The 21820-nt window shown below is 73.5% G+C and carries 19 protein-coding genes; 10 read left to right on the forward strand and 9 right to left on the reverse strand.

From position 1 onward, the window contains the following. Window positions 1–66: 66 nt before the first annotated feature. On the reverse strand, window positions 67–915 hold the full coding sequence (locus E1287_RS00635; RefSeq protein ID WP_165968831.1) for an alpha/beta fold hydrolase: 849 nt from the start codon (window positions 913–915) through the stop codon (window positions 67–69). Between the two features lie 105 nt (window positions 916–1020). On the opposite strand from E1287_RS00635, the gene E1287_RS00640 reads away from it, so the two are divergent. Beyond that, window positions 1021–1845 carry an aspartate/glutamate racemase family protein gene (locus E1287_RS00640; RefSeq protein ID WP_131962391.1) on the forward strand — a complete coding sequence of 275 codons (825 nt, stop codon included), beginning with the start codon at window positions 1021–1023 and terminating at the stop codon, window positions 1843–1845. An 8-nt stretch (window positions 1846–1853) separates the two neighbouring features. On the opposite strand, the gene E1287_RS00645 is transcribed toward E1287_RS00640, so the two are convergent. Beyond that, complete coding sequence (locus tag E1287_RS00645; protein ID WP_131962393.1) at window positions 1854–2600, reverse strand: GAP family protein; 747 nt, start codon at window positions 2598–2600, stop codon at window positions 1854–1856. After that, window positions 2597–3190 (reverse strand): TetR/AcrR family transcriptional regulator, encoded by a 594-nt coding sequence (locus E1287_RS00650; protein ID WP_131962395.1) that lies wholly within the window; start codon window positions 3188–3190, stop codon window positions 2597–2599. The genes E1287_RS00645 and E1287_RS00650 overlap by 4 nt, the downstream gene beginning before the upstream one ends. A gap of 221 nt (window positions 3191–3411) precedes the next feature. Between E1287_RS00650 and E1287_RS00655 the strand changes: the two genes are divergently transcribed. The 3 genes from E1287_RS00655 (at window position 3412) to E1287_RS00665 (ending at window position 7609) form a co-directional block, all read left to right on the forward strand. After that, window positions 3412–3666: a hypothetical protein gene (locus E1287_RS00655; RefSeq protein ID WP_131962397.1), complete on the forward strand. Its 255-nt coding sequence runs from the start codon at window positions 3412–3414 to the stop codon at window positions 3664–3666. Window positions 3667–3736: 70 nt separating this feature from the next. After that, window positions 3737–4717: a 2-dehydropantoate 2-reductase gene (locus E1287_RS00660; RefSeq protein WP_131962399.1), complete on the forward strand. Its 981-nt coding sequence runs from the start codon at window positions 3737–3739 to the stop codon at window positions 4715–4717. Window positions 4718–4732: 15 nt separating this feature from the next. Continuing rightward, window positions 4733–7609, forward strand: a complete 2877-nt coding sequence (locus tag E1287_RS00665) for an FAD-binding and (Fe-S)-binding domain-containing protein (protein ID WP_243718437.1) — start codon at window positions 4733–4735, stop codon at window positions 7607–7609. On the opposite strand, the gene E1287_RS00670 is transcribed toward E1287_RS00665, so the two are convergent. Further along, a complete protein-coding gene (locus E1287_RS00670; protein WP_131962401.1) occupies window positions 7606–8352 on the reverse strand; it encodes an IclR family transcriptional regulator in 747 nt (248 codons plus the stop codon). The two genes, E1287_RS00665 and E1287_RS00670, sit on opposite strands and share 4 nt — an antisense overlap. 116 nt (window positions 8353–8468) lie before the next feature. Between E1287_RS00670 and E1287_RS00675 the strand changes: the two genes are divergently transcribed. The 5 genes from E1287_RS00675 to E1287_RS00695 all read left to right on the forward strand — a co-directional run bounded on the left by E1287_RS00675 (window position 8469) and on the right by E1287_RS00695 (window position 12881). Continuing rightward, window positions 8469–9275, forward strand: coding sequence for a 2-keto-4-pentenoate hydratase (locus tag E1287_RS00675; protein ID WP_131962403.1), 807 nt, complete (start codon window positions 8469–8471; stop codon window positions 9273–9275). Continuing rightward, window positions 9272–10168, forward strand: a complete 897-nt coding sequence (locus tag E1287_RS00680) for an acetaldehyde dehydrogenase (acetylating) (RefSeq protein ID WP_131962405.1) — start codon at window positions 9272–9274, stop codon at window positions 10166–10168. Before E1287_RS00675 ends, E1287_RS00680 begins: the two co-directional genes overlap by 4 nt. Continuing rightward, on the forward strand, window positions 10165–11193 hold the full coding sequence (gene dmpG / locus E1287_RS00685) for a 4-hydroxy-2-oxovalerate aldolase (protein WP_131962407.1): 1029 nt from the start codon (window positions 10165–10167) through the stop codon (window positions 11191–11193). The genes E1287_RS00680 and dmpG overlap by 4 nt, the downstream gene beginning before the upstream one ends. 141 nt (window positions 11194–11334) lie before the next feature. Next, on the forward strand, window positions 11335–11937 hold the full coding sequence (locus tag E1287_RS00690) for a TetR family transcriptional regulator C-terminal domain-containing protein (protein WP_207933940.1): 603 nt from the start codon (window positions 11335–11337) through the stop codon (window positions 11935–11937). 92 nt (window positions 11938–12029) lie between these two features. Beyond that, the gene (locus E1287_RS00695; RefSeq protein WP_131962409.1) at window positions 12030–12881 is read left to right on the forward strand and encodes an SAM-dependent methyltransferase; all 852 of its coding nucleotides are present in this window, start codon (window positions 12030–12032) and stop codon (window positions 12879–12881) included. 36 nt (window positions 12882–12917) lie between these two features. On the opposite strand, the gene E1287_RS00700 is transcribed toward E1287_RS00695, so the two are convergent. Next, entirely contained in the window at window positions 12918–13781 is an 864-nt protein-coding gene (locus E1287_RS00700) for a universal stress protein (protein ID WP_131962411.1), read from the reverse strand. 74 nt (window positions 13782–13855) lie between these two features. Here E1287_RS00700 and dacB point away from each other — a divergent pair, with 74 nt between their 5' ends. Beyond that, window positions 13856–15385 (forward strand): D-alanyl-D-alanine carboxypeptidase/D-alanyl-D-alanine-endopeptidase, encoded by a 1530-nt coding sequence (gene dacB, locus E1287_RS00705; RefSeq protein ID WP_131962413.1) that lies wholly within the window; start codon window positions 13856–13858, stop codon window positions 15383–15385. Here the strand turns inward: dacB and E1287_RS00710 are convergent. Genes E1287_RS00710 through E1287_RS00725 form a run of 4 tightly spaced genes read right to left on the reverse strand, consistent with a single transcriptional unit; the run spans window position 15382 to window position 21746 of the window. Continuing rightward, window positions 15382–16371 (reverse strand): hypothetical protein, encoded by a 990-nt coding sequence (locus tag E1287_RS00710; protein WP_131962415.1) that lies wholly within the window; start codon window positions 16369–16371, stop codon window positions 15382–15384. The genes dacB and E1287_RS00710 overlap by 4 nt on opposite strands. Further along, a complete protein-coding gene (locus E1287_RS00715) occupies window positions 16368–18812 on the reverse strand; it encodes an SMC family ATPase (RefSeq protein WP_131962417.1) in 2445 nt (814 codons plus the stop codon). The genes E1287_RS00710 and E1287_RS00715 overlap by 4 nt, the downstream gene beginning before the upstream one ends. Then, the gene (locus E1287_RS00720; protein ID WP_131962419.1) at window positions 18812–19978 is read right to left on the reverse strand and encodes an exonuclease SbcCD subunit D C-terminal domain-containing protein; all 1167 of its coding nucleotides are present in this window, start codon (window positions 19976–19978) and stop codon (window positions 18812–18814) included. The genes E1287_RS00715 and E1287_RS00720 overlap by 1 nt, the downstream gene beginning before the upstream one ends. A 16-nt stretch (window positions 19979–19994) precedes the next feature. Continuing rightward, entirely contained in the window at window positions 19995–21746 is a 1752-nt protein-coding gene (locus tag E1287_RS00725) for an ATP-binding protein (RefSeq protein ID WP_131962421.1), read from the reverse strand. Window positions 21747–21820: the final 74 nt, after the last annotated feature.

Genomic DNA, 21820 nt, shown 5'->3' on the forward strand with positions numbered 1-21820 from the left:
CAGGGCATGGCTGGTCAAGGCCCCGGCCGCGCTACGGCCGGGCCCTTCTCTGTCCCGCCGGACGGGTCAGTGCGGCTTCGCGAGGATCTCCGCGACCCGGCCGGGCAGCGACAGGAACGGCGAATGCGAGGAATCCAGCGTCACGACGGACGTCGGGTTCTCCGGGAACGCCGCGTCGGCCTCGGCGATGAGCCTCCGCTGGACGGCCGGGCGGAGCGCCCGGTCCTGCTCGCAGACGATGTACGTGCGCGGCACCGAGCCCCAGCCGTCGCGGGTCAGGCGGGTGGAATCGAGCTGCATGGCGAGCGGGCCGTCGGGCGTCAGCAGCCCGATGGCCGCCTCCGCCGCGTCCGGGGCGAGGTCGTCGAAGAACGCGGCCCGGAGCAGCCGCCGGTAGCCGTCGTCGGCGGAGGCCAGATCGAGCCGCAGCGCGCCGATCACCCCCGGATCGCCCCGCATGACCTGCGTGACGACGCTGTCCGCGTTCTCGGGCGACCGGGCGTAGACGTCGGACGGGACGCCGGAGCCGGGCATGAAGGCGGCCAGGTACACCGCCTGCGCCACCAGCTCCGGCACCTGCTGCACCGCCCGCGTCAGGACGGCCCCGCCCATGCTGTGGGCCACCGCCGTCACCGGCCCGTCCTGGGCGAGCCGCCTGAGCTGCGACACCAGCAGGTCTCCGGCCTCGTCCAGGTCGACGTCCGACACGGGCGAGACCTCGGTGGCCAGCTCATCGGGATCGAACGGACGCTTGACGAGGCACGCGGGCCGGCGGGCCCGCAGCCCATGACCCGCCAGGTCGACCGCCTGCACCACGCGGCCGGCGGCGGCCACCCGGGCGATGACCTCGCTCCAGCACCAGGAACCGAACCAGAAACCGTGCACCAGTAACAGGGGCGTAGGACGTGGAGACATGGTCACTCCTAGGTGACATTCGGGGGGATACCTCCCTGACGATGTCACGCCCGTGATCAACACGCCCTCGTCCCGGCTCATCGCGGGCTTGATAGCTTGACCGGCGTGAAGGTGGCATTGATCGACTCGGGGCTCGGGCTCCTCTCCACCGCCGGCTGGCTGCGGCACCTCGCTCCGCGGCTCGATCTGCTCCTCCTCATGGACCCCGAAGGGGCGCCCTGGGGGCCGCGGACGACGTCCTTCATCACCGACCGGCTGTTCGGCGCCGCCCGTGCCGCGGTCGAGCGGGACGCGGAGGCGATCGTGGTGCCCTGCAACACCGCCACGGTCACCGCGATCGACGTCCTGCGCGAGGAGTTCGAGCCCGGGGTCCCCGTGATCGGGACCGTTCCCGCCGTGAAACCGGCCGCGGCGGCGGGCCGGAGCATCGCGGTGTGGGCGACGGTCCGGACGACGGCGAGCAGCTACCAGGCCCGCCTGATCGCCGAATTCGCGAACGGCAAGCCGGTCGAGCAGGTCGCCTGCCCCGGCCTGGCCGAGGCGATCGATCACGGGGACGTGGCCGCCGCGTCCGAAGCGATCGACGACGCGGCCGGACGGACCCCCCACCACTGCGACGCCGTGGTCCTGGGCTGCACGCACTATCCCCTGGTGGCGCCGGAGATCCTGCAGCGGTTGCCCGCGGGCACGGCCCTCTACGACAGCGCGGAGGCGGTCGCCCGCCAGACATTGCGGCGTCTGCCCCGGCCCGCTGTCCCGGACGGCACCGTCGGCGGAGTCGACGTGATGCTCAGCGGCCACAGCGGTGTCCTCCCGGCAAGTGCCCACGCCTACCCGGTCGGCCGCGCCCTCGCCGCCGCCGGACAGGTGTCCCGCGAGACCCTCCTCCCGGAGGCGTCCCAGGCACCGCCGGTGGAGGAGCGGGCCTAGCCGGACGTTCAGGCGGGTCCGGCAAGGAGTTCGACCACGGCGTTGAGGACCAACCCGATGCCGATCCCGCCGACCGTCCAACCGAGGGCCTTGGCGGTGTTGCGGGTGAACCAGTCGTTGATCCGCCGCAGCACCGGCTCCGCCCGGTCGTGCGCGGCGATCCGGACGGCGCCGAGCAGAACGGCCGGGAGGATCATCACGACGCAGTACCCGGCCAGCGCCCCGCCGGTGACCTGCCAGCTCAGATCGGCGTTCGCGATGAGCCCGATGGCCGCGAGATACGGCACCATCGTGACGACCTCCAGCGCCGTCGCCGCCAGCGCGAGACTCATCAGCCCGCGCACGCCCCGTCCGCCGGCGCCGCCGTCGCCGTCCGGGGAGGCGCCCGTCATGGCCGCCGTCCGCCAGCGCTGCAACCGGCCCGGCTCGCCCGCCCTGCCGCGGGCGCGTGCCTCCAGCCGGTAGCTCCAGGCGATGACGAGGAGACCGAGAACGAGCTGCGCGAGCCGCAGATGCGTCGGGGGAACGCCGTCGAAGGCCTCCCGGACCGCGTCCAGCGCCGCATCGGCCCCCAGCACCAGCAGGACGCCGACGCAGAAGTAGAACGCCGCGACCGTGGCCAGGTAGACCGCGATCCGTCCGGTGCGGACACGGCCCGGGGTGAGCAGCAGCCAGATGGGGATCAGCAGGGTGCCGAAGCTGGTGCTGTCCAGCAGCCCGAGCCCGGTCAGCGCCAGTGCCAGCGTCGCGCTCATCGGCCGAACAGCCGGTCGACGTAGGCGCGCAGGGCGGTCGCGATCCGGGACGCGTCGAACCCCTCCCCCGTCGCGGCGTGGTGCAGGCACAGGCCGTCCACGAACGCGACCAGCGCCGCCGCCTCCTCCTCGACGTCGACGCCCGCGGCCAGTTCCCCGGCCCGCTGCGCGCCCCACAGCGCCTCCTCGACGCCCCGCAGGAGCCGCGTCGTGGCGTCCCGGTGGATCGCGGCCATGCCGGCGTCGGTGAGCGACGCCTGCACGAAGCTCAACCAGACCCGCAGCTCGGCGCGCCGCTCGTCCGTCAGCGGCAGGAACGTCTCCATCAGCCGCACGACGAACTCGCGGATCGGCGGCTGGACCGGGACGGCCGCGGTGCGCTCCTCGGCACGCCGGTAGACGTACTCGATCCCGAACCTGAGCAGTTCGTCCTTTGAGCGGAAGTAGCGCTGGACGAGCCCCACGGACACACCGGCCGTCCGCGCCACGTCGGCGAGCGTGGTCCGCGCGAGCCCCCGTTCGGCGACCACACTGACCAGCGCGGCCGCGACCTGGCCCCGTCTCGTGTCGGCGTCGGCGTGCTGCGTCACAGGGAAAATAATACCGCAATATTTTCCATCGACCTCAAGCGCACTGGTGAAGGTCACACGCGAGGAGCCACCTCAAGGTGCTCCCAGAGGATCTCGATCGGGAACGGGTCGCTTGAGGTCAACCGACGGGTCTCGAAACCCCTGGAAACAGGGCGTTGACGGGGTGGGGCTCGCCCTGGATGCTGGCGATCATGAAACGGGAGGCTCCGGAAGAGAGTGGCATGTCAGGCGGAAGAGACGCGGACGGCTACTCCGTGCACGCCAAGCTCCAGCGCTGGACGAAGATCAACATCGGCGACATCTGGGACTGGCGGGACTTCCGGACCGGCTGCTACGACACGACCAGCATCGGCAGCCCCGAAAGTCACTGCGATTACTCGTTCGGCGAGGACCAGGGAATCCGCGTCTGCATCGTGCGGAAGAAGGACGGGACCCGCTACGGGTCCTGGCAGTGCAGTCCCCGCACCAATTCCTGACCGAGGTCGGGCGGGTGATCGGCGGCGGCCGGGCAGCCCCCCGGCGCCGTCGAGCTGAGGAGGGCGTCCCATGAAGGTCTGCGTGTTCGGGCTGGGTGCGATCGGCGGGCTGGTCGCGGCCCGGCTCGCTCGTGCCGGCGTCGACGTGGTGGCGGTGGCGCGCGGGGCGACGTCGCGGGCCGTCCGGAAGCGGGGCGGGCTCGTGCTGGTGGACGAGGCCGGACGGTCCGACCCCATACCGGTGGACGTCGTGGAGGACCCCGCCGAGCTGGGCCCGCAGGACGTGGTGGTCGTCGCGGTCAAGGCGCCCGCGCTGCCGGCCGCCGCCGGTGCGATCGCGAAGCTCGTCGGGGCCTGGAGCGTGATCGTGCCCGCCATGAACGGCGTCCCCTGGTGGTTCTTCCACGGCCTCGACCAGGACATCCGGCTGAACTCGACCGACCCCCACGGGGTGGTGTCGGTCATGCTGCCGCCGCGGCAGGTCGTCGGGACCGTCCTGCATCTGGCGGCCTCGTGCCCCGAGCCGGGCGTCGTCCGGCATACGGCGGGTGAGCGGGTCATCCTCGGCGAGCCGGGCGGGGGCTGGTCCGAGCGGGGCGAGTCCATCGCCGCGCCACTGCGGCGGGCCGGGTTCGACGTGGAGGTCGCCGAGCGGATCCAGCTCAGTGTGTGGTTCAAGCTGTGGGGCAACATGACCTTGAACCCGCTGTCGCTGCTGACCGGCGCGACCATGGACCGGATGCTGGACGACCCGCTCGTGCGCGCGTTCGCGACCGCGTGCATGCGGGAGGCGGCGGAGGTCGGGGCGCGGATCGGGCTCCCGATCTACAGCGACCCCGAGGACCGGCACGCGATCAGCCGCGGGCTCGGCGCCGTCCGGACGTCGATGCTCCAGGACGCCGACGCCGGCCGGGCCGTCGAGCTGGACGCGCTGGTGACGTCGGTGACCGAGCTGGCCCGCGAGGTCGGGGTCCCGACGCCGTCGACCGACGCGCTGCTCGGACTCGCCCGGCTGAACGCGCAGGTGCGGGGCCTCTACCCCGCAGGGTGACCTACCGTTGGAACCGTGACCGATCGTCCCGAGAACAGCACCGAGCGCGGCGAGCTGGCGGCAGCGCTGCGAAGGGCCGCGGTCGGCGGGGTGGACGACTCCCCGCTCGCCCGGTCGATGTACTCCTCGGACGCCTCGCTGTACCGCGTCCCGCCGCGGGTGGTGGTGACGCCGCGGGAGGCGGGCGAGCTGCCGGCGGTGCTCGGCGTGTGCCGGGACGCGGGCGTGCCGCTGACGATGCGGGGCGGCGGGACGTCCATCGCGGGCAACGCGGTCGGGCCGGGCGTGGTCGTGGACGTCAGCAGGCACCTGAACCGCGTCCTGGAGATCGACCCGGAGGCGGGGACGGCGCTGGTCGAGCCGGGGATCGTCCAGGCGCGGCTGCATCGGGTGGCGGCGGTGCACGGGCTGCGGTTCGGGCCCGATCCGTCGACGCGGACGCGGGCGACGCTCGGCGGGATGATCGGCAACAACGCGTGCGGGTCGCGGGCGCTCGGCTACGGGCGGACCAGCGACAACGTGCTCGGGCTCGACGTCGTAGCTGGGTCGGGCGAACGGCTGCGGCTCGGTGACATGCCGGGTGCCGGGAGCGAGAGCGCGAGCCTTGAGCGGCTTCGCGGGCTCGTGGGTGAGCGGCTCGCGGTGATCCGGACGGAGTTCGGGCGGTTCGGACGGCAGGTGTCCGGCTACTCGCTCGAACACCTGCTGCCCGAGAACGGGTTCGACGTCGCGCGGGCCCTGGTCGGGAGCGAGGGGACGCTGGCGCTGACGACGGCGGCGCGGATCCGGATGGTGCGGGAGCCCGCGTGCCGGCTGCTGGTCGTCCTCGGGTACGGGTCGATGGCGGAGGCGGCCGACGCCGTCCCGGCGATCCTGCCGTTCGGGCCCGTGGCGTGCGAGGGCCTCGACTCGCGGATCACCGGGGTGGTGCGGGAGCGGCGCGGGCCGGACGCGGTGCCGCCGCTGCCGCGCGGGTCCGGGTGGATGCTCGTGGAGCTCGCCGGGGCGGAGATCGGGGCCCTGCGCGCCACCGCCCGGCGGGTCGTGAAGGAGTCGGGCTGCGTCGACTCGATGTTCGTCGAGGACATGGCGCTCGGCGACGCGCTGTGGCGGATCCGGGAGGACGGGTCCGGGCTCGTGGCGCGGACGCCCGGCGGCGAGCAGGCGCACGCCGGCTGGGAGGACTCGGCCGTCCCGCCGGAACGGCTCGGCGAATACCTGCGCGAACTCGAGGCGCTGCTGGACGGGTACGACCTGTTCGGCGTTCCCTACGGGCATTTCGGGGACGGGTGCATCCACGTCCGCATCGACTTCCCCTTCGGCCGCGACGCCGAAGAGGGGACGCGTGTTTTCCGGAGTTTCCTGAACGAGGCCGCGACGCTCGCGGCACGGCACGGCGGCACCATGTCGGGCGAGCACGGCGACGGACGCGCCCGAAGCGAATTGCTCCCGCACATGTATTCGGCGGAGGCATTGGCGTTGTGCTCGGCCGTCAAAGACGTCTTCGATCCGGACGACCTGCTGAATCCTGGGATCATCGTCCGTCCGGCGGCGGTGGACGCCGATCTGCGTCCGGCGCAGGCCGTCCCGCTGAAACGCGGTCTGGGCCTCGCCTTCCGGGACGATCGCGGCGATCTCTCCCGGGCCGTGCACCGCTGTACGGGAGTGGGCAAATGCCGCGCCGACAACACCGGCGCGGGCGGCGTCATGTGCCCGTCCTATCTGGCGACGAAGGAGGAGAAGGACTCCACGCGCGGACGGGCGCGGGTGCTGCAGGAGGTCGTCAACGGGAAACTCGGCCCGGACGGCTGGAAGTCCGAGGCCCTGCACGACGTGCTCGACCTGTGCCTGTCGTGCAAGGGGTGCGCGTCCGACTGCCCGACCGGGATCGACATGGCGTCCTACAAGGCGGAGGCGCTGCACCGGCGGTACCGGCGGAAGATCCGGCCGCGCTCCCACTACGCGCTGGGCTGGCTCCCCCGCTGGACGCGCCTCGCCGCCAGGACCCCGGCCGCGATCAAGATCATGAATGCGGCGATGCGGGCGCGGGCGCTGAAACCCCTGGTCGCGTGGGGTGCGGACATCGACCGCCGCCGCACGCTGCCCGCGTTCGCGCCGGTGACGTTCCGCCGCTGGTTCGCGTCCCACGGCAGCGCCGAGGGGCGCAACGGCGACGTCGTCCTGTTCGTCGACAGCTTCACCGACGCCTTCTCCCCCGACGTCGGCAAGGCGACCGTGAAGGTCCTGGAACACGCCGGTTACCGCGTGTCCGTCACCGAGCGACCGGTGTGCTGCGGGATCACCTGGATCTCGACCGGCCAGCTGGACGGGGCGCGCGCGCAGGCCAGGCGCACCGTCCGGGCGCTGCTCCCGCACGTGCGGCGCGGCGCGAAGGTCGTCGGGATGGAGCCGTCCTGCACCGGCGTGCTGCGCTCCGACGCGGAGGAGCTGCTCAGCGGGGTGGACGCGGCCGCCGCCCGCGAGGTGGCCGCCGCGACCCGCACCCTCGCCGAACTCCTCGCCGAGACGCCCGACTGGACGCCACCCGACCTGTCGGGCGTCGAAGGGATCGCCCAGCCGCACTGCCATCACCACGCCGTCATGGGCTGGACGAAGGACGCCGCCCTGCTCAAGAAAGCGGGCGCCCACGTCGACCGGCTCGGAAACTGCTGCGGGCTCGCCGGAAACTTCGGCGTCGAGAAGGGCCACCACGACGTGTCGGTAGCGGTCGCCGAACAGCAATTGCTCCCGGCCGTTAGGAAAACAGGGGAAAACGACGTCGTCCTGGCCGACGGGTTCAGCTGCCGCACCCAGCTCCGCGAGCTCTCCGACCGCGACGGCGAGCACCTCGCACAACTCCTCGCCCGCCACCTCCCGGACAAGGACGGCTAGGGCTCCCCGCCCAGCGTGCGCGACAGCGTGAGCGCCGCCGTGTGGACGGCCGGGGCGACCACGGCCAGCCGCATCTTGGCCGACCAGCCCGACACCGACAGCGCGCCGAGCGCCAGGCCGTCCGGGCCGAGGACGGGGCTCGCCGCGCACACGATCCCCTTCCCCGACTCCTCCCGGTCGTAGGCGACGCCCTCCCGCCGGATCCTCTCCAGCTCCTTCGCGAGCAGGCCCGGCGCGGTGACGCTCCGCTCGCTCGTCTTGACGAGATCCGCCTCCAGGACGCCCTTGACCACGTCCGGCGGGGAGAACGCCAGGATCGCCTTCCCGACCCCCGTCACGTGCGCGGGCAGCCGCCCGCCGACCTGGGACGGCAGCCGCGGCCCGCCCGCCGAGCCGAGGATCTCCACGTAGACGACCTCGCCGCCCTCCAGCACCGCCAGGTGGACGGTCTGCCGCGTCGCCTCCCGCAGGTCCGACATGTACGGGACGGCGGCGTCCCGCAGCACCCGCTGGCGCGGCACCCGCTGCCCGATCTCGAACAGCTTCAGGCCGAGCCGCACCCGCGTGCCCTGCCGCTCCAGCAGGCCCGCCTCCACCAGGTCGAGCGCGATCCGGTGCGCGGTCGACTTCGGCAGGCCGCTGCGGCGGGCGAGCTCGGCGGCGCCGAGGCCGTCGTCGTCCGGGCGGAACGCGGCCAGCACGGCGACGGCGCGGCGCAGGAACGAGTCGTCGCCGGACGTCATGGAGCCTCCATACAAGAAGTGTCCCACCACGCGGGACGCGTGCGTTGCCCGTATCGCCCCAGGTGGGAAAGGCTCGCCGTGCACCCAGACGACGCGCGACGACGAAAGGACGGTCCATGGACCCGGGTTCCGTGGAGAAGGCCGCGGCCGCGCTGCTCGACGCGTACGCGACCCGCACCCCCATCGCGCCGCTGACGGCGGGCCATCCGGACATGACGGTGGCCGACGCCTACGCGGTCCAGCTCGCGCAGGTCGAGGCGTGGACGCGGGCGGGCGCGCGGATCAAGGGCCACAAGGTCGGGCTGACGTCGGCCGCGATGCAGCGCCAGATGGGCGTGGACCAGCCGGACTTCGGCGTCCTGCTGCACACGATGTTCTTCCAGGACAGCGCCCCGATCGACACCGGCCGGTTCCTGCAGCCGCGGATCGAGCCGGAGATCGCGTTCGTGCTGGGCCGCCCGCTGTCCGGTCCCGGCGCGACGGCCGCGGACGCGGTCGCCGCCGTGGAGTACGTGCTGCCCGCGCTGGAGGTCATCGACTCCCGCATCGCCGACTGGAAGATCACGCTGCCGGACACGATCGCCGACAACGCCTCCAGCGGCGGGGTGGTGCTCGGCACCCGTCCCGTCCGGCTGGACGGCCTGGACCTGTCGCTGATGGGCTGCCTGCTCCGCCGCGACGGCGACCTGGTCGACACCGGGGCGGGCGGCGCGGTGCTCGGGTCGCCGATCAACGCGCTGGTGTGGCTGGCGAACGTCCTCGGCGAGCGCGGCGTGACCCTGGAGGCGGGGCACGTGGTGCTGCCCGGCTCGATCACGGCGGCGGTGCCGGTCGCGCCCGGCGAGACGCTCACCGCGGAGTTCGCCGGGATAGGCAGCGTGACCGCCAGATTCGGAGAGTTCGGAAAGGAGGAGGCATCGTGAGCAGACTGACCGCGGCGATCGTCGGGCCCGGCAACATCGGCACCGACCTGCTGGTCAAGCTGATGCGCAGCGAGCTGATCGACGTCCATTCGATGGTCGGGGTCGTCCCGGAGTCGGACGGCCTGGAACGCGCCCGCAAGCTCGGCGTCCCGGCGTCGGCCGAAGGGGTGGACTGGCTGCTGTCCCAGCCGACGCTCCCGGACATCGTGTTCGAGGCGACGTCCGCGAAGGCGCATCTGGCGAACGCGCCGCGCTACGCGGAGGCGGGGGTCACCGCGATCGACCTGACGCCCGCCGCGACGGGGCCGCTCGTGTGCCCGCCGGTGAACCTGGACACGCTGTCGGACGCCCTCAACCTCAACATGATCACGTGCGGCGGGCAGGCGACGATCCCGATCGTGCACGCCGTGTCGTCGGTGGTGCCGGTGCCGTACGCGGAGATCGTCGCGTCGATCGCGTCCCGCTCCGCGGGGCCGGGCACGCGCGCGAACATCGACGAGTTCACGCAGACGACGGCCCGCGCGATCGAGAAGGTCGGCGGCGCCGGACGCGGCAAGGCGATCATCATCCTGAACCCGGTCGTCCCGCCGATGATCATGCGGGACACGGTGTTCTGCGCGATCCCGCCGGACGCCGACACCAAGGCCGTCGCCGCGTCGATCGAGAAGATGGTCGCCGAGGTGCAGACCTACGTCCCCGGCTACTCGCTCCGCGCGGAACCGCAGTTCGACGAGCCCCGCGACATCTGGAACGGGATGGCGCGCGTCGCCGTGTTCCTCGAGGTGCGCGGCAACGGCGACTACCTGCCGGAGTGGGCCGGGAACCTCGACATCATGACCGCGGCCGCCGCCCGCGTCGGCGAGCAGCTCGCGCGCAGGAAGGCCACAGCATGAGCGACACGCAGAAGATCCGCATCACCGACTCGACGCTGCGGGACGGCAGCCACGCGATGGCGCATCGCTTCACCGAGGAGCAGGTCCGCGGGGTCGTGCACGCGCTGGACGGCGCCGGGGTCGAGGTCATCGAGGTCACGCACGGCGACGGCCTCGGCGGCTCGTCGTTCAATTACGGCTTCTCGCTGGAGGACGACGTCAAGCTCGTCGCCGCCGCCGTGGACGAGGCGACCCGCGCGAAGATCGCCGTCCTGCTGCTGCCGGGGCTCGGCACGGTCGAGGACCTGAAGCTGGCGCATGACGCGGGCGCGTCCGTCGCGCGGATCGCGACGCACTGCACCGAGGCGGACGTGTCGCTGCAGCATTTCGCCGCGGCCCGCGACCTCGGGATGGAGACGGTCGGTTTCCTGATGCTGTCGCACCGGGTCGGGCCTGAGGAGCTGGCGAAGCAGGCGCGGATCATGGTGGACGGCGGCGCGCAGTGCGTCTACGTCGTCGACTCCGCCGGGGCGCTCGTCCTCGGCGACGCGCAGGAGCGGATCAGCGCGCTGGTGAAGGAGATCGGGGACGAGGCGCAGGTCGGTTTCCACGGGCACCAGAACCTGTCGCTGGGTGTGGCGAACTCCGTCCTGGCGCAGCAGAACGGCGCGCTGCAGATCGACGGGGCGCTGTGCGCGCTGGGCGCGGGCGCGGGCAACTCGCCGACCGAGGTGCTCGTCCCGACGTTCGAGCGGCTCGGCGTCCCGACGGGCGTGGACGTGCAGGGCGTGATGGCCGCCGCCGACGAGGTGGTGAAGCCGTTCCTGCACCGGCTGCCGTTCGCCGACCGGGGCGCGATCACGCAGGGCTACGCGGGCGTGTACTCCAGCTTCCTGCTGCACGCCGAGCGGGCGGCCGAGCGCTACGGCGTCCCGGCGCACGAGATCCTGCAGAAGGTCGGCGAGGCCGGCTACGTCGGCGGCCAGGAGGACATGATCATCGACGTGGCGCTGCAGCTCGCCGCCGAACGCGACCGCGCGTCGTAACGGGCGCGGGAGCCCGTTCAGGCGAGCGGGCTTCCGTCCAGGTCGCGCACAGGTCGCGGCGTGCGCCGCCCGCGACGGCGGCCGGCCGACTCACCGCCGACGATCTTTGCACGGTGCAACCGTTGGGATAGCTTGGGCGGCATGACCGACGAGGACCCGCCCGGCGCGCGCCGCCCGGCGACTCCTCGCGGGCGGGCGCGCCGCGACCAGCTCGTGCGGATCGGCCTCGATCTGCTCGCCGAGGGCGGCTGGCCCGCGATCACGGCCCGGGCCGTCGCCGATCGCGCGCGGATCAGGCCGGGCCTCCTGCACCACTACTTCAACGGGCTGCCGGGGCTGCACGTCGCGGTGGCGCAGCGGGCCGGCGAGATGATCATCGATCCGGTGGTGGACGCGCTGCTCGCCGCGCCGGACACGCCGGCCGCGGTGCAGGCGCTGCGCGATCTCGTCCCGGACATGATCGCCGGGGAACGGAAGCTGCGGCTGGCGGCTGAGCTGCTGGTCAGGGCGCTGCGCGATCCGCGGATGAGCGCCGAGCGGCGGGACTGGGCGCGGGCCGTCCGCGGCCGGGTCGCCGCGCGCCTGGCGGAGCTGTGCCCGGACTGGCCCCTGGAGCGCCGCGAGGGCACCGCCATGCTCGTCACCGCGCTGCTGGACGGCCTGATGCTGCAGCTGATCCTCGACCCGGGCCTGCCCGCCGACCCGGCCCTGGACGCGACCGCCGCGCTCGTCGGAAAACCATGATCGTTTCTTGCCCGTTTCCCAATGGAACGAGGCAGGGCCCGCTATTCTGAGATGCTGGACAATTCGCTTTTCGGACGTCTCAGGAGTACGCCGTGGCCGCAGACGAGGTCATCCCCGCCGAGATCCACCACGACGTGCCCACGGCCGCCCGCATCTACGCCTGGGCCCTCGGGGGCAAGGACAACTACCAGGCCGACCGGCAGTTCATGCTGCAGAACCTGCCGGAGTTCCCCGAGTTCATCGACCTCGCCCGGCAGAACCGGCAGTTCCTGTACCGGGCCGTCCGGTACCTGGCGGAGGAGGCCGGCATCCGGCAGTTCCTCGACATGGGGTGCGGGCTGCCGACCGACGAGAACGTGCACGAGGTGGCGCGCAAGTTCGCGCCCGACGCCCGCGTCGTCTACGTCGACATCGACCCGATCGTGCTCGTGCACGCCCGCGCGCTGCTGGCCGCCGACCGCTCCACCGCCGTGATCACCGCCGACATGCGCGACCAGGAGGAGCTGCTCCGCCACCCGGACGTGCGGCGCCTCATCGACTTCGACGAGCCGCTCGCCGTGCTGTTCCTGTCCGTCGGCCACCACCTGCTCGACGAGGACGACCCGCGCCGCATCCTGCGCACCGTCATCGACCGCGCCGTCCCCGGCAGCCACCTGGCGTTCACGCAGATCGTCTGCTCCGACCCCGAGCGAGCCGCCGACATCGACGCCCGCTCGAACGGCGCCGGGCTGCGCTGGCGGACCCGCGACCGCGCGGAGACCGCCGCGCTCATCCCGGACGGGCTGAAGGCCGTCGAGCCGGGCCTGGTCGACATCGTCCAGTGGCGTCCCGACCCGGAGCAGCCGCCGCTCGCGCCCGTCCCCGCCGAGCTGCGGCCGTACGCGGGCGCGTCGAAGCTCGGACGCGACCTCACCGAGTACGGCGGCGTCCTCCGCAAGCTCTAGGCCCGGAGCCTGCGAGCGGCTGTCACCGCCCGGCCGTCACCGGGCGGCCCAGCGGCCGGGGACGATCGCGACGGGGCACCGTGCGTGGCCGAGCATGCGGGTACTGGTCGCGCCGAGCGGGTCCGAGCCGGTCCCGCGGTCGCCGAGAACCAGGAGCCCGGCGTCCTCGACCGCGTCCCGCAGCGCCTCGCACGGACGCTCCAGCAGCAGCGACACCCGCATGCCGATCGCCGGATGGCGCTCCCGCCACGGCGCGACGGCCTCCTCCAGCTCGGCGGCGCGCGTCTTCTCCAGCAGCTCCCGGTCGTTGAACAGCGCCAGCTCGGAGTCGATCACCGCGCCGGGCTCCCAGCAGCCGTAGACGACGTGCAGGTCCCAGTCGCGCAGGGCCGCCTCCTCGAAGGCGAACCCGAGTGCGGCCTCGCTGCGCTCCGTCCCGTCGACGCCCGCCACGACCAGCTCGCGCCGGTCGCCGCCGCCGTCCGGGACGACGATGACCGGCCGGTCCGCCCGCGCGGGGACCTCCAGCGCCGTCGCCCTGTCGTCGGGCCGCTCGCGCGCGCCGATCACGATCATCTCGGCCGTGCCGGACGCGTCCAGCAGCGCCTCCGCCGCCGGTCCGCGCATCAGCCGCCCGTGCACCGCTCCCGGCGCGCCGAGCTCCCGCGCCCGGCGGACGCCCTGCTCCAGCAGGTTCTCCCCCGCCCGCTTCCTGATCGCCTCGGCGTCCCGGTCGACGTGGCCGCTCGCGTAGGGCCAGTGCCAGCAGTGGCACATCACCAGGTCGAGTCCGCGCCGCCCCGTCTCGTCGACGGCCCAGCGCAGCGCGGCGTCGTTGTCCGCCGTCCCGTCGAAGCCGAACAGGACGTGCGGTCGCTGAATCCTCTCTCCTTCGTCCATGTGCCTGCCCTCCTTCTGCCAAGTCTGCGCGCTCACCACGCGGAGTAGAAGAGGGACGCCTAGACTGCGGCGACATGATCATCCGTAGTCTCGGGGTGACCGTGGTGCTCGCCGGAAGCGTGATCGTCGGAGGCGCCACCGCTCTCCCCGCCGGCGCCGCCCCTGGTGAGAGCCTCGCCGGGGACCTGAAAAGCGACCTCGACGCCATTCTCAAGGATCCGCGGCTCAAGGGCGCGAAGGTCGGCGTGGTCGTCCGGGAAGCGCGGTCCGGGAGGGTGCTGTACGACCGGAACGGCGGCGAGAAGGCCATGCCGGCGTCGAACAACAAGCTGACGACGTCCGCCGCCGCGTTCGGCATCCTGGGAGCCGAATACAGGTTCCGGACGACGGTCAGCGCCAAGAGCGGCAACCTTTACCTCAAGGGAACCGGCGACACCACCATGCGGGCGGCCGACTACGACCGGCTCGCCGCGTCCGTCGCCGGGAAGGGCGTCAGGGAGGTCAAGGGCGATCTCGTCGCGGACGACACCTGGTTCGACGCCGACCGCGTCCCGGACGGCTGGGAACCTGCCGACCTGCAGTACGCCTACGCAGGGCAGACGTCCGCGCTCACCGTCTCCCCCAACGCCGACTTCGACGCGGGCTCGATCGAGGTCACCGTGGCCGCGACCCGTCCGGGCAGGCCGGTCAGGGTCGGCCTGCGTCCGGCGACCGGGGTGGTGAAGATCGACAACCGGGCCGTGACCGGGGCGGCCGGTTCGGCGTCGACCCTCGCGGTGACGCGGCGCAACGGCTCCAACACGATCAAGATCACGGGCAGGCATCCGGCGGGTGCGCCGAGGGCCGGCGTCCTGCGGACGGTGGCGGGCCCCACGCTCTACGCGGCGGACGTGTTCCGCCGGGCGTTGAAGGCGCACGGCGTCCGCGTGGCGGGCAGGACCGAGCGGGGCCGGACGCCCGCGGGCGCCAAGACGATCGCCACGCGCACGTCCATGCCGCTCTCCCAGCTCGCCAAGCCGTTCATGAAGCTGAGCAACAACGTCATGGCCGAGACCCTCGTCAAGGCGATCGGCCGGAAGGTGCGCGGCAAGGGCACCTGGGCCGCCGGGCTGCCCGCGGTCACCGCCTACGCCGGGCGGCTCGGCGTCGACACGTCGCAGATCACGATGACGGACGGCTCGGGCCTCGCCCGGTCGAACCGGACGACCGCCATGCAGCTCAGCACCCTGCTGCGAAACGCGCGGGAACAGGCGTGGTTCCCCGCCTGGCACGCCTCGCTGCCCGTCGCCGGGAAGCCCGATCGCCTGGTCGGCGGGACGCTCTCAAAACGGATGAGGGGTACCCCCGCGGAGGGGAACGTCCACGCGAAGACGGGCACGCTGACCGGCGTCACGGCCCTGTCCGGCTACGTCCAGGGCCCGGACGGCCGCCCGCTTGTCTTCTCCAGCGTTTTCAACGGCTACTCCGGAAGCGCCCCCAAGGACATCGAGGACGAGATCGCCGTCCGCCTGGCGGGCGGGGGCGGCGCCGAGTCCGCGCTGCGCCGCACGTCACCGACGGCGGACGACGGCGGCATCGAACCCACGTGGAGGCCGGCCCGCTAGGAGTGGCGGCCGGTGGCGGTGCGGAGGGCCCGGTAGAGGAGCCCGGCGTCGCCGAGCCGGTGGCGAAGGAGCTTCTCCAGGCCGCCGATCGGGACGAGGTTCTGCGGCGCGCGCGGGTCCTTGTAGTCGACCCCGGCCAGCGCGGGGATGATCGCCGCGCTGTGGTCGGCGAGGTCCACGACCGCGTCGCGGGACAGGTCGGGCGCGGCCTCGCAGCGCGCGATGCCCGCCCACGGCGCGGTGGACGGCGTCGGCAGCCGCAGATACCACGAATGCCGCGCCCAGCCCGTCGTCATCAGGAACACGGGCGTGCGCTGGCCCGGCCGCAGCGCCGTGAGGACGGCCGTCTCCGCCCCGGTCAGGTAGGCGGCGTGGTGCGTCTTCACGTAGCCGATGGTGCGCGGCAGGTGGGCGCGGCCTCGGAGCGGTCCGTCCACGATGAGCAGGTCGTCGTCGTGGCCGGACGCCGTCCGGTAGCGGGTGGCGAGGCCGACCTCGATGTCGGACAGCTGCCGCTGCAACGCCAGGGACAGCTGCTCGGCGGTCCCGCCCCCGGCCCGCACCGCGGCGTACGTGCCCGCCCACGTGACCAGGTCGGCGGCGTGCGGGGACGGCGTGAACAGCGAGCGGCGCACGTCCACCTCCGCCAGCTCGGCCGGGCCGTCCGGCGTGCAGCGCACCAGCCCGGCGGCGCAGGACGCGGCGATGCCGGGCGCGGGCATGTCGCCGTCCGGCCCGCTCACCCAGACGCGGGCCTCGACGCGGCGGACCCCGTCGGCGACGATCAGCCCGGCGGGCGGGAGGCCCTCGGCGGCCGGGGCGATCGGGCGCCACCGCCCGGACGGCAGCTCCACGTCCAGGTCGAGCCGGACGGACGTGGCGTCCAGCTCGCCGATCGCCTCCGCGGTCAGCGAGGTCGCATACCCCGGGTCCCAGGGGTCGACGGTGATGGCGGCGGCCGTCCCGGCCGGCGGTGCCGTGGTCACGTGAGCTTCTTCTCCAGATGCGAGCCGGTGTGGTCGCGTGACACGTCGAACCGGACGGGAACGCGCTCGGCGAGCGCCGGAACGTGCGTCACGATGCCGACCATACGGTCACCCCCCGACGTCAGCCGTTCCAGCGTCGTCGCGACCGTGTCGAGCGTCGCCGGGTCGAGGGTGCCGAAGCCCTCGTCCAGGAAGATCGAGTCCAGGCTGCGGGCCGCGCCGCCGCCGAGGCGGGCGATCTGGTCCGAGAGGGCCAGCGCGAGCGCGAGGGACGCCTGGAACGTCTCGCCGCCGGACAGCGTCCGGACGCTGCGCCGCAGCCCGGCCTCGGTGTGGTCGGTCACCTCGATCGCGTTCCTGTCGTCGAGGACGAACTCGAACTGCCCGCCCGACAGCTCCCGCAGCGTCGCGGACGCGGTCTCGACCAGCAGCGCCAGAGCCTCGCCGCACAGCCAGTTCTCGAAGTTGTTGGCGCGCAGGTGCCGGGCGAGTTCCTGCGCCACGGCGGCGTCCTGCCGGTGCCCGCGGGCCTCGTCCGCCAGCTCTTCGGCGCGCCGCCGGTCGCGGCGCACGTCCGCCAGCCGGTTGTCCGCCCGGTTCCGGGCGTTCAGGACGGCCTCGCGGACGGTCTCCGCGTCGATGGACGCGGGCACGGCGATCTCGTGCGCGTCCAGCTCGGCGGTGAGCGCGCGGCGCCGCTCGTCCCGCCGGTCCCGCAGGCCGGCCAGCTCGCTCGCCAGGGCCTCGGCCGCTTCGCCGCGCCGCGCCGCCTCCTGGTCGCGCCAGCCGAGCAGGGCCGTCCAGGCGGCGTGCGGGTCGGCCCGGTCGACCGCCGGGGCGCCGAACGCGACGACGGTGTCGCGGGCCTCGTCCAGCTCCCGCTGCGCTCTGCCCGCCTCGCCGGTCAGCCCGGCGAGGCGCCGCTCGGCCTTGGCGAGGTCGTCGCGGGCGGTGCGCAGCTCCCGCCGTGCCCGTCCGGCCTCCTCCTCGGCGTTGCCGATCTCGGCTAGGCGGCGCTGGACGTCGTCCGCGTCCGGGTGCGTGCGGATGTGCTCGGCCTGCGCGTCGAGCTGGCGCCGCAGCCCGTCCAGCTTCTCGTCGCGCCGGTCCGTTTCGCGTTCGAGCCTCCGGTGCTCGTTCTGCGCGGTCTCGAGGTCGCGGGTGCGGGCCTTCACGTTGCGGTCGGCCGCGCCGAGCGCCGGCGGGGCGTGCCGCTCCGGGGGTTCGGTGACCTCGCGCAGGCACACCGGGCACGGTTCGCCGACGGCCAGCCGCTGGACGAGATCGGCGGCGGTGTGGGCGTCGCGCGTGCGCTGCAGCTCGTCCTGCGCCTGTTCGAGGTTCGCTTTGGCGACGGTGACGTCCGCTTCCGCGTCGGCGGCGGCCCTGCGCGCCTCCTCCGCCTCGGCGCGGACGGTCTCGATCTCGGCGGTGAGCCGGGCGTGGTCGCGGTGCGCCCTCGCCGCCAGGTCCAGGACGGCCTTGTCGCCGAGCCCGGCGAGCCGATCGCGCGCCGCGGACTCAGCCTCCTCGTACCGGGCCGCTTCGCGTGCGAGCCGTTCCGCCTCGCCGGTCGCGGCCTTGAGGTCGTCCGCCAGGGTCGGGACGTCAGCGGGCATGGCGAGGGCGGTCAGCGCGTCGAGCGAGCGTGCCGCGTCGGCGGCCTCGGCGTTCCGGTCGCGGATCTCCTCGTCCGTGCGCCGCAGCTCGTCCAGCGCCGAACGGACCTGGTCATCGAGGATCTTCAGACGCTCGACCCGCTGCCTCGCCTCCGTCTCGGCGGCCTCGTCCGCGCCGCTGTGCTTCGCCAGCTGGGCCTCGGCCGCCTGCGCCCGCGCCTCGGCGGCCTTGGCCTCCTCCCCCGCCCGCCGCATGATGACCTCGAACGTCCCGGCGTCGAGGAGCTGGACGAGGAGGTCCTGCCGCTTCCTCGGCTCGGCCTGCAGGAAGTCGGCGAAACGGCCCTGCGGAAGGACGACGCACTGCGTGAAATAGCGGAACTCCAGGCCGGTGACGCGTTCGACGGCATCGGTCACCCGGTCGCCGTCGGCGATCGTCCGGACCTGCGCGGCCAGCATCTCCTCGATGCCGTCCGCCGGGTCGACGGACGGGTCCAGCTCGTCCAGCCGCGCCTCTTTCGTCGTCACCGACTGCTTGGTGCGGGCCAGCGCCCGGACGACCCCGTACCGGCGTCCCGCCGCCTCGAACACCAGCGCCACCCGGCCGGAGTTGGCGGACGGCGCCAGCGCCAGGCGGATCACGTTCTCCTTCCCCCACCGGGGCACCGACCCGTACAGGGCGAAGCAGATCGCGTCGATGACCGTGCTCTTCCCCGCGCCCGTGGGCCCGACCAGGACGAAGTAGTCGACGTCGTGCAGGCTGACGGACGTCGGCTCGCGGTAGCTGCAGAAGTCCTCCATGTGGACGCACAGCGGACGCATCAGCCCTCCCGGTCGTCGAGCTCGTCGTACAGCCGGTCGAACAGCGCCACGACCCGTCCGTCCTCGTGGCCCTTGTGGTCGAGGTAGGCGCGGAACAGCTCCCGCGGCGTCGGGGCGTCGGCGCCCGTGACGGTTGCGCGGCGGCGCGCGGCCGTGGGCCGGAACGCCTCGTCGACGTCCACGGTCAGCGCGTTCGGGAGCACCTCCCGGACGTCGTCGGCGAGCCCGGCGCGCGGCTTCTCCGCGACGACGACGCGCAGCCAGGCGTCCCCGAGCCCGTCCGCCATCGCCTCCAGCTCGCCGAGCGTGCCGGTGACCGTGCGCAGCACGCGGGCGCTGCTCAGCGTCACCTCGCGGACGTCGGCGGGACGTCCCGGCGCGGCCTCCACCACCAGCGCGCCCGGCGTGTTCAGCTCCTCCCCGAAGTCGACGGCGATCGGCGACCCGCTGTACCAGATGGGGCACGGGCCGGGCATCCGCTGCCGCCGGTGCAGGTGGCCGAGCGCGGCGTAGTGCGCGGACGGCGGGAACGCCGCCGGCTCGAAGTAGTACGAGAAGATCGTCTGCGCCTCGCGCTCGCCGCCGCCGAGCCTCCCGCCGGGCAACGTGCCGTGCGCCGCGATCAGGTTGACGGTGTCGGCCCTGAAGCCCTCCGTGAGCGCCTCCGCGAGCTGGGCGAACCGGTGCGCGTAGTCGCGATTGTGCTGGTCGGGCGTGCCGGTGAGCGCCTCCAGCGCCCGGACGACGTACCGCTGCGACAGGAACGGCATCGCCGCCAGCCTGACCGGCTCGCCGGTCCTCGCCGTCCAGGACAGCAGTCCGCCCGCGTCCGGCCGCCGGAACCGCCCGATCACGCGGATGCCGAGCTGCCGCAGCACCGGCCGGTACACGTCGTCCAGCAGCCGGGGGTCGTCATGGTTCCCGGCGAGGACGACCACCTCCCGGCCGCCCTCCTGGAGCGCCATCAGCGTCCTCATCACCAGCGCCTGCGACGGCGGCGTCGGGACGGCGCCGTCGAACACGTCCCCGGCGACGATGACCGCGTCGACGTCCTCCTCCTGGGCGACGCCGACCAGCTCGTCCAGCACCTTCACGTGCTCGTCGAACCGCGACCGGCCCCGGAGCACCTTGCCCACGTGCCAGTCGGCGGTGTGCAGGAACTTCATGTCCGCTCCAGGTGCCTCAGAAGGGGGGAACTTCGTCGTCGTCGCCGGCGTCGCCGAGCCCCGCGAACGGATCGCGCGCCGGACCCGGCCGCGCCGCCGATCGCGACGGCTCGCGCGCCTCGGCCTCGGCCGGACGGGTCGCCCACGCGGGGAACGGGAAGTCGACGGCGAGCGGCACGGGGATCTCCGGCTGCCCGACGAACATCGTCCCGGGCTTGGCGATCGTGGCCCGCGCCCGCGCCGCCGGGGGCAGCCAGCCGTACTCGCCGCGCGCCGCCTCCGCCGCGTCCAGGCGCCCCGCGACCCGGACCGCGCAGTTCGCCACGATCCGGCGCTCCACCTCCGACGCCGTCTGCTGCGCGCCGATGAGGATCACGCCGAGCGACCGGCCGCGCTCCGCCACGTCCAGCAGGATCTCCTTGATCGGGGAGCCGCCCTCGCGGGGCGCGTACTTGTTCAGCTCGTCCAGCACCACGAACAGCAGCGGCCGGGCGCTGCCCGTGCTCTCCTTGCGCGCGAACTCGCCGCGCAGCACCACCCCGACGACGAACCGCTGCGCGCGGTCGGGCAGGTTGTGCAGGTCGACGACGGTGACCTGCGCGCCCGTGTCGATCGACGCGTCGGACGACAGGTCGCCCCGGACGATCGGCGACAGCGCCCGGACCGACGACCGCAGCCGCCGCAGGAACGCGTTCACCGTCCCGAGGCCCATGAGCCCGGCGCCCCACCCGTGCCGCGTGCCCTCGTCCGTCAGCGTCTCCTCGATGAACCGGACCAGGTCGTCGTAGGTGCGGCAGACCTCGGGCTCCGCGTCGTCGGAGCTCCGCAGCTTGACGGCGCCGCCGACGGGCTCCGCGAGCCTCGCCAGCCGGGCCGCGACCTGCCCGATCAGCATCGTGTACTGGGCCCGCTCGTCCTCGGCGTCGGCGAAGACGAACCGGAGCAGCTCCTGCCGGCAGAACTCCGCGAGCGTCCAGTAGAACGGGCTGACGTCCTGGGTGCGCGCCGAGACGTGCGGGGTCCCGTTGGGGTCGCCCGGACGCGGCGGCGCGAACACGTGCACGCTGCGGAACGGCCCCGGCTGCAGGCCCAGCTTCCGGTACGCGGCCCGCGCGGTGTCGTCCAGGCGCTTGTTGGCGTGGTCGAGGAACAGCAGGTCCTCGCCCTTCACCGAGAAGATCAGCGCCTTGGTGTTGTGCGCCTCGGCGCCCAGCGCGCCCGAGTTGAAGATCGAGTACAGCAGGAAGGTCGCGAAGGACGTCTTGGTCGCCACGCCGGAGATCCCGGAGATCGACACGTGGGCGCCGCGCGTCCCGTCGAGGAACTCCAGGTTCACGTGGATCGGCTCGCCGTCCCGGCCCAGCCCGACCGGCACCCGCCGCTCCATCACGTCGAAGTACAGCGCCCGTTCCCGCTCCTGCTCGCCCGCCCTGCGCGCGACCGCGCCGGGCAGCGGCGGCACGTATACCTCGGGCTCGACCCGCGTCACCGTCACTTCGGCCGACTCCACGACCGCCGCAGGGAGGACGCCCTGCACGATCAGGAACACGTCCGAGTCGTATGCGGCGCCCTCGTGCCTGGCCTCGACGTTCGTGACGACCCCGGCGATGAGCACCTCGCCGCGTCCGGGCACCTCCCGGGTCGCCGCGACGACCTCGTCCAGCTGGACGACCGTCCCCGGTTCGAGCCCGACCCAGAACGACAGCGGCGTGGCCGACTGCGTCCCCAGCACCCGCCCGATGACCCGTCCCGCCGCCTCTTCGCCCATGCACCCCACCCGGACACCACGTGAACCACCAGATCACGGCAGGGTAACCACACCTCCGGACAAACTCGCACCAC

Source organism: Actinomadura sp. KC06 (genome assembly GCF_004348735.1).
Classification (GTDB): domain Bacteria; phylum Actinomycetota; class Actinomycetes; order Streptosporangiales; family Streptosporangiaceae; genus Spirillospora.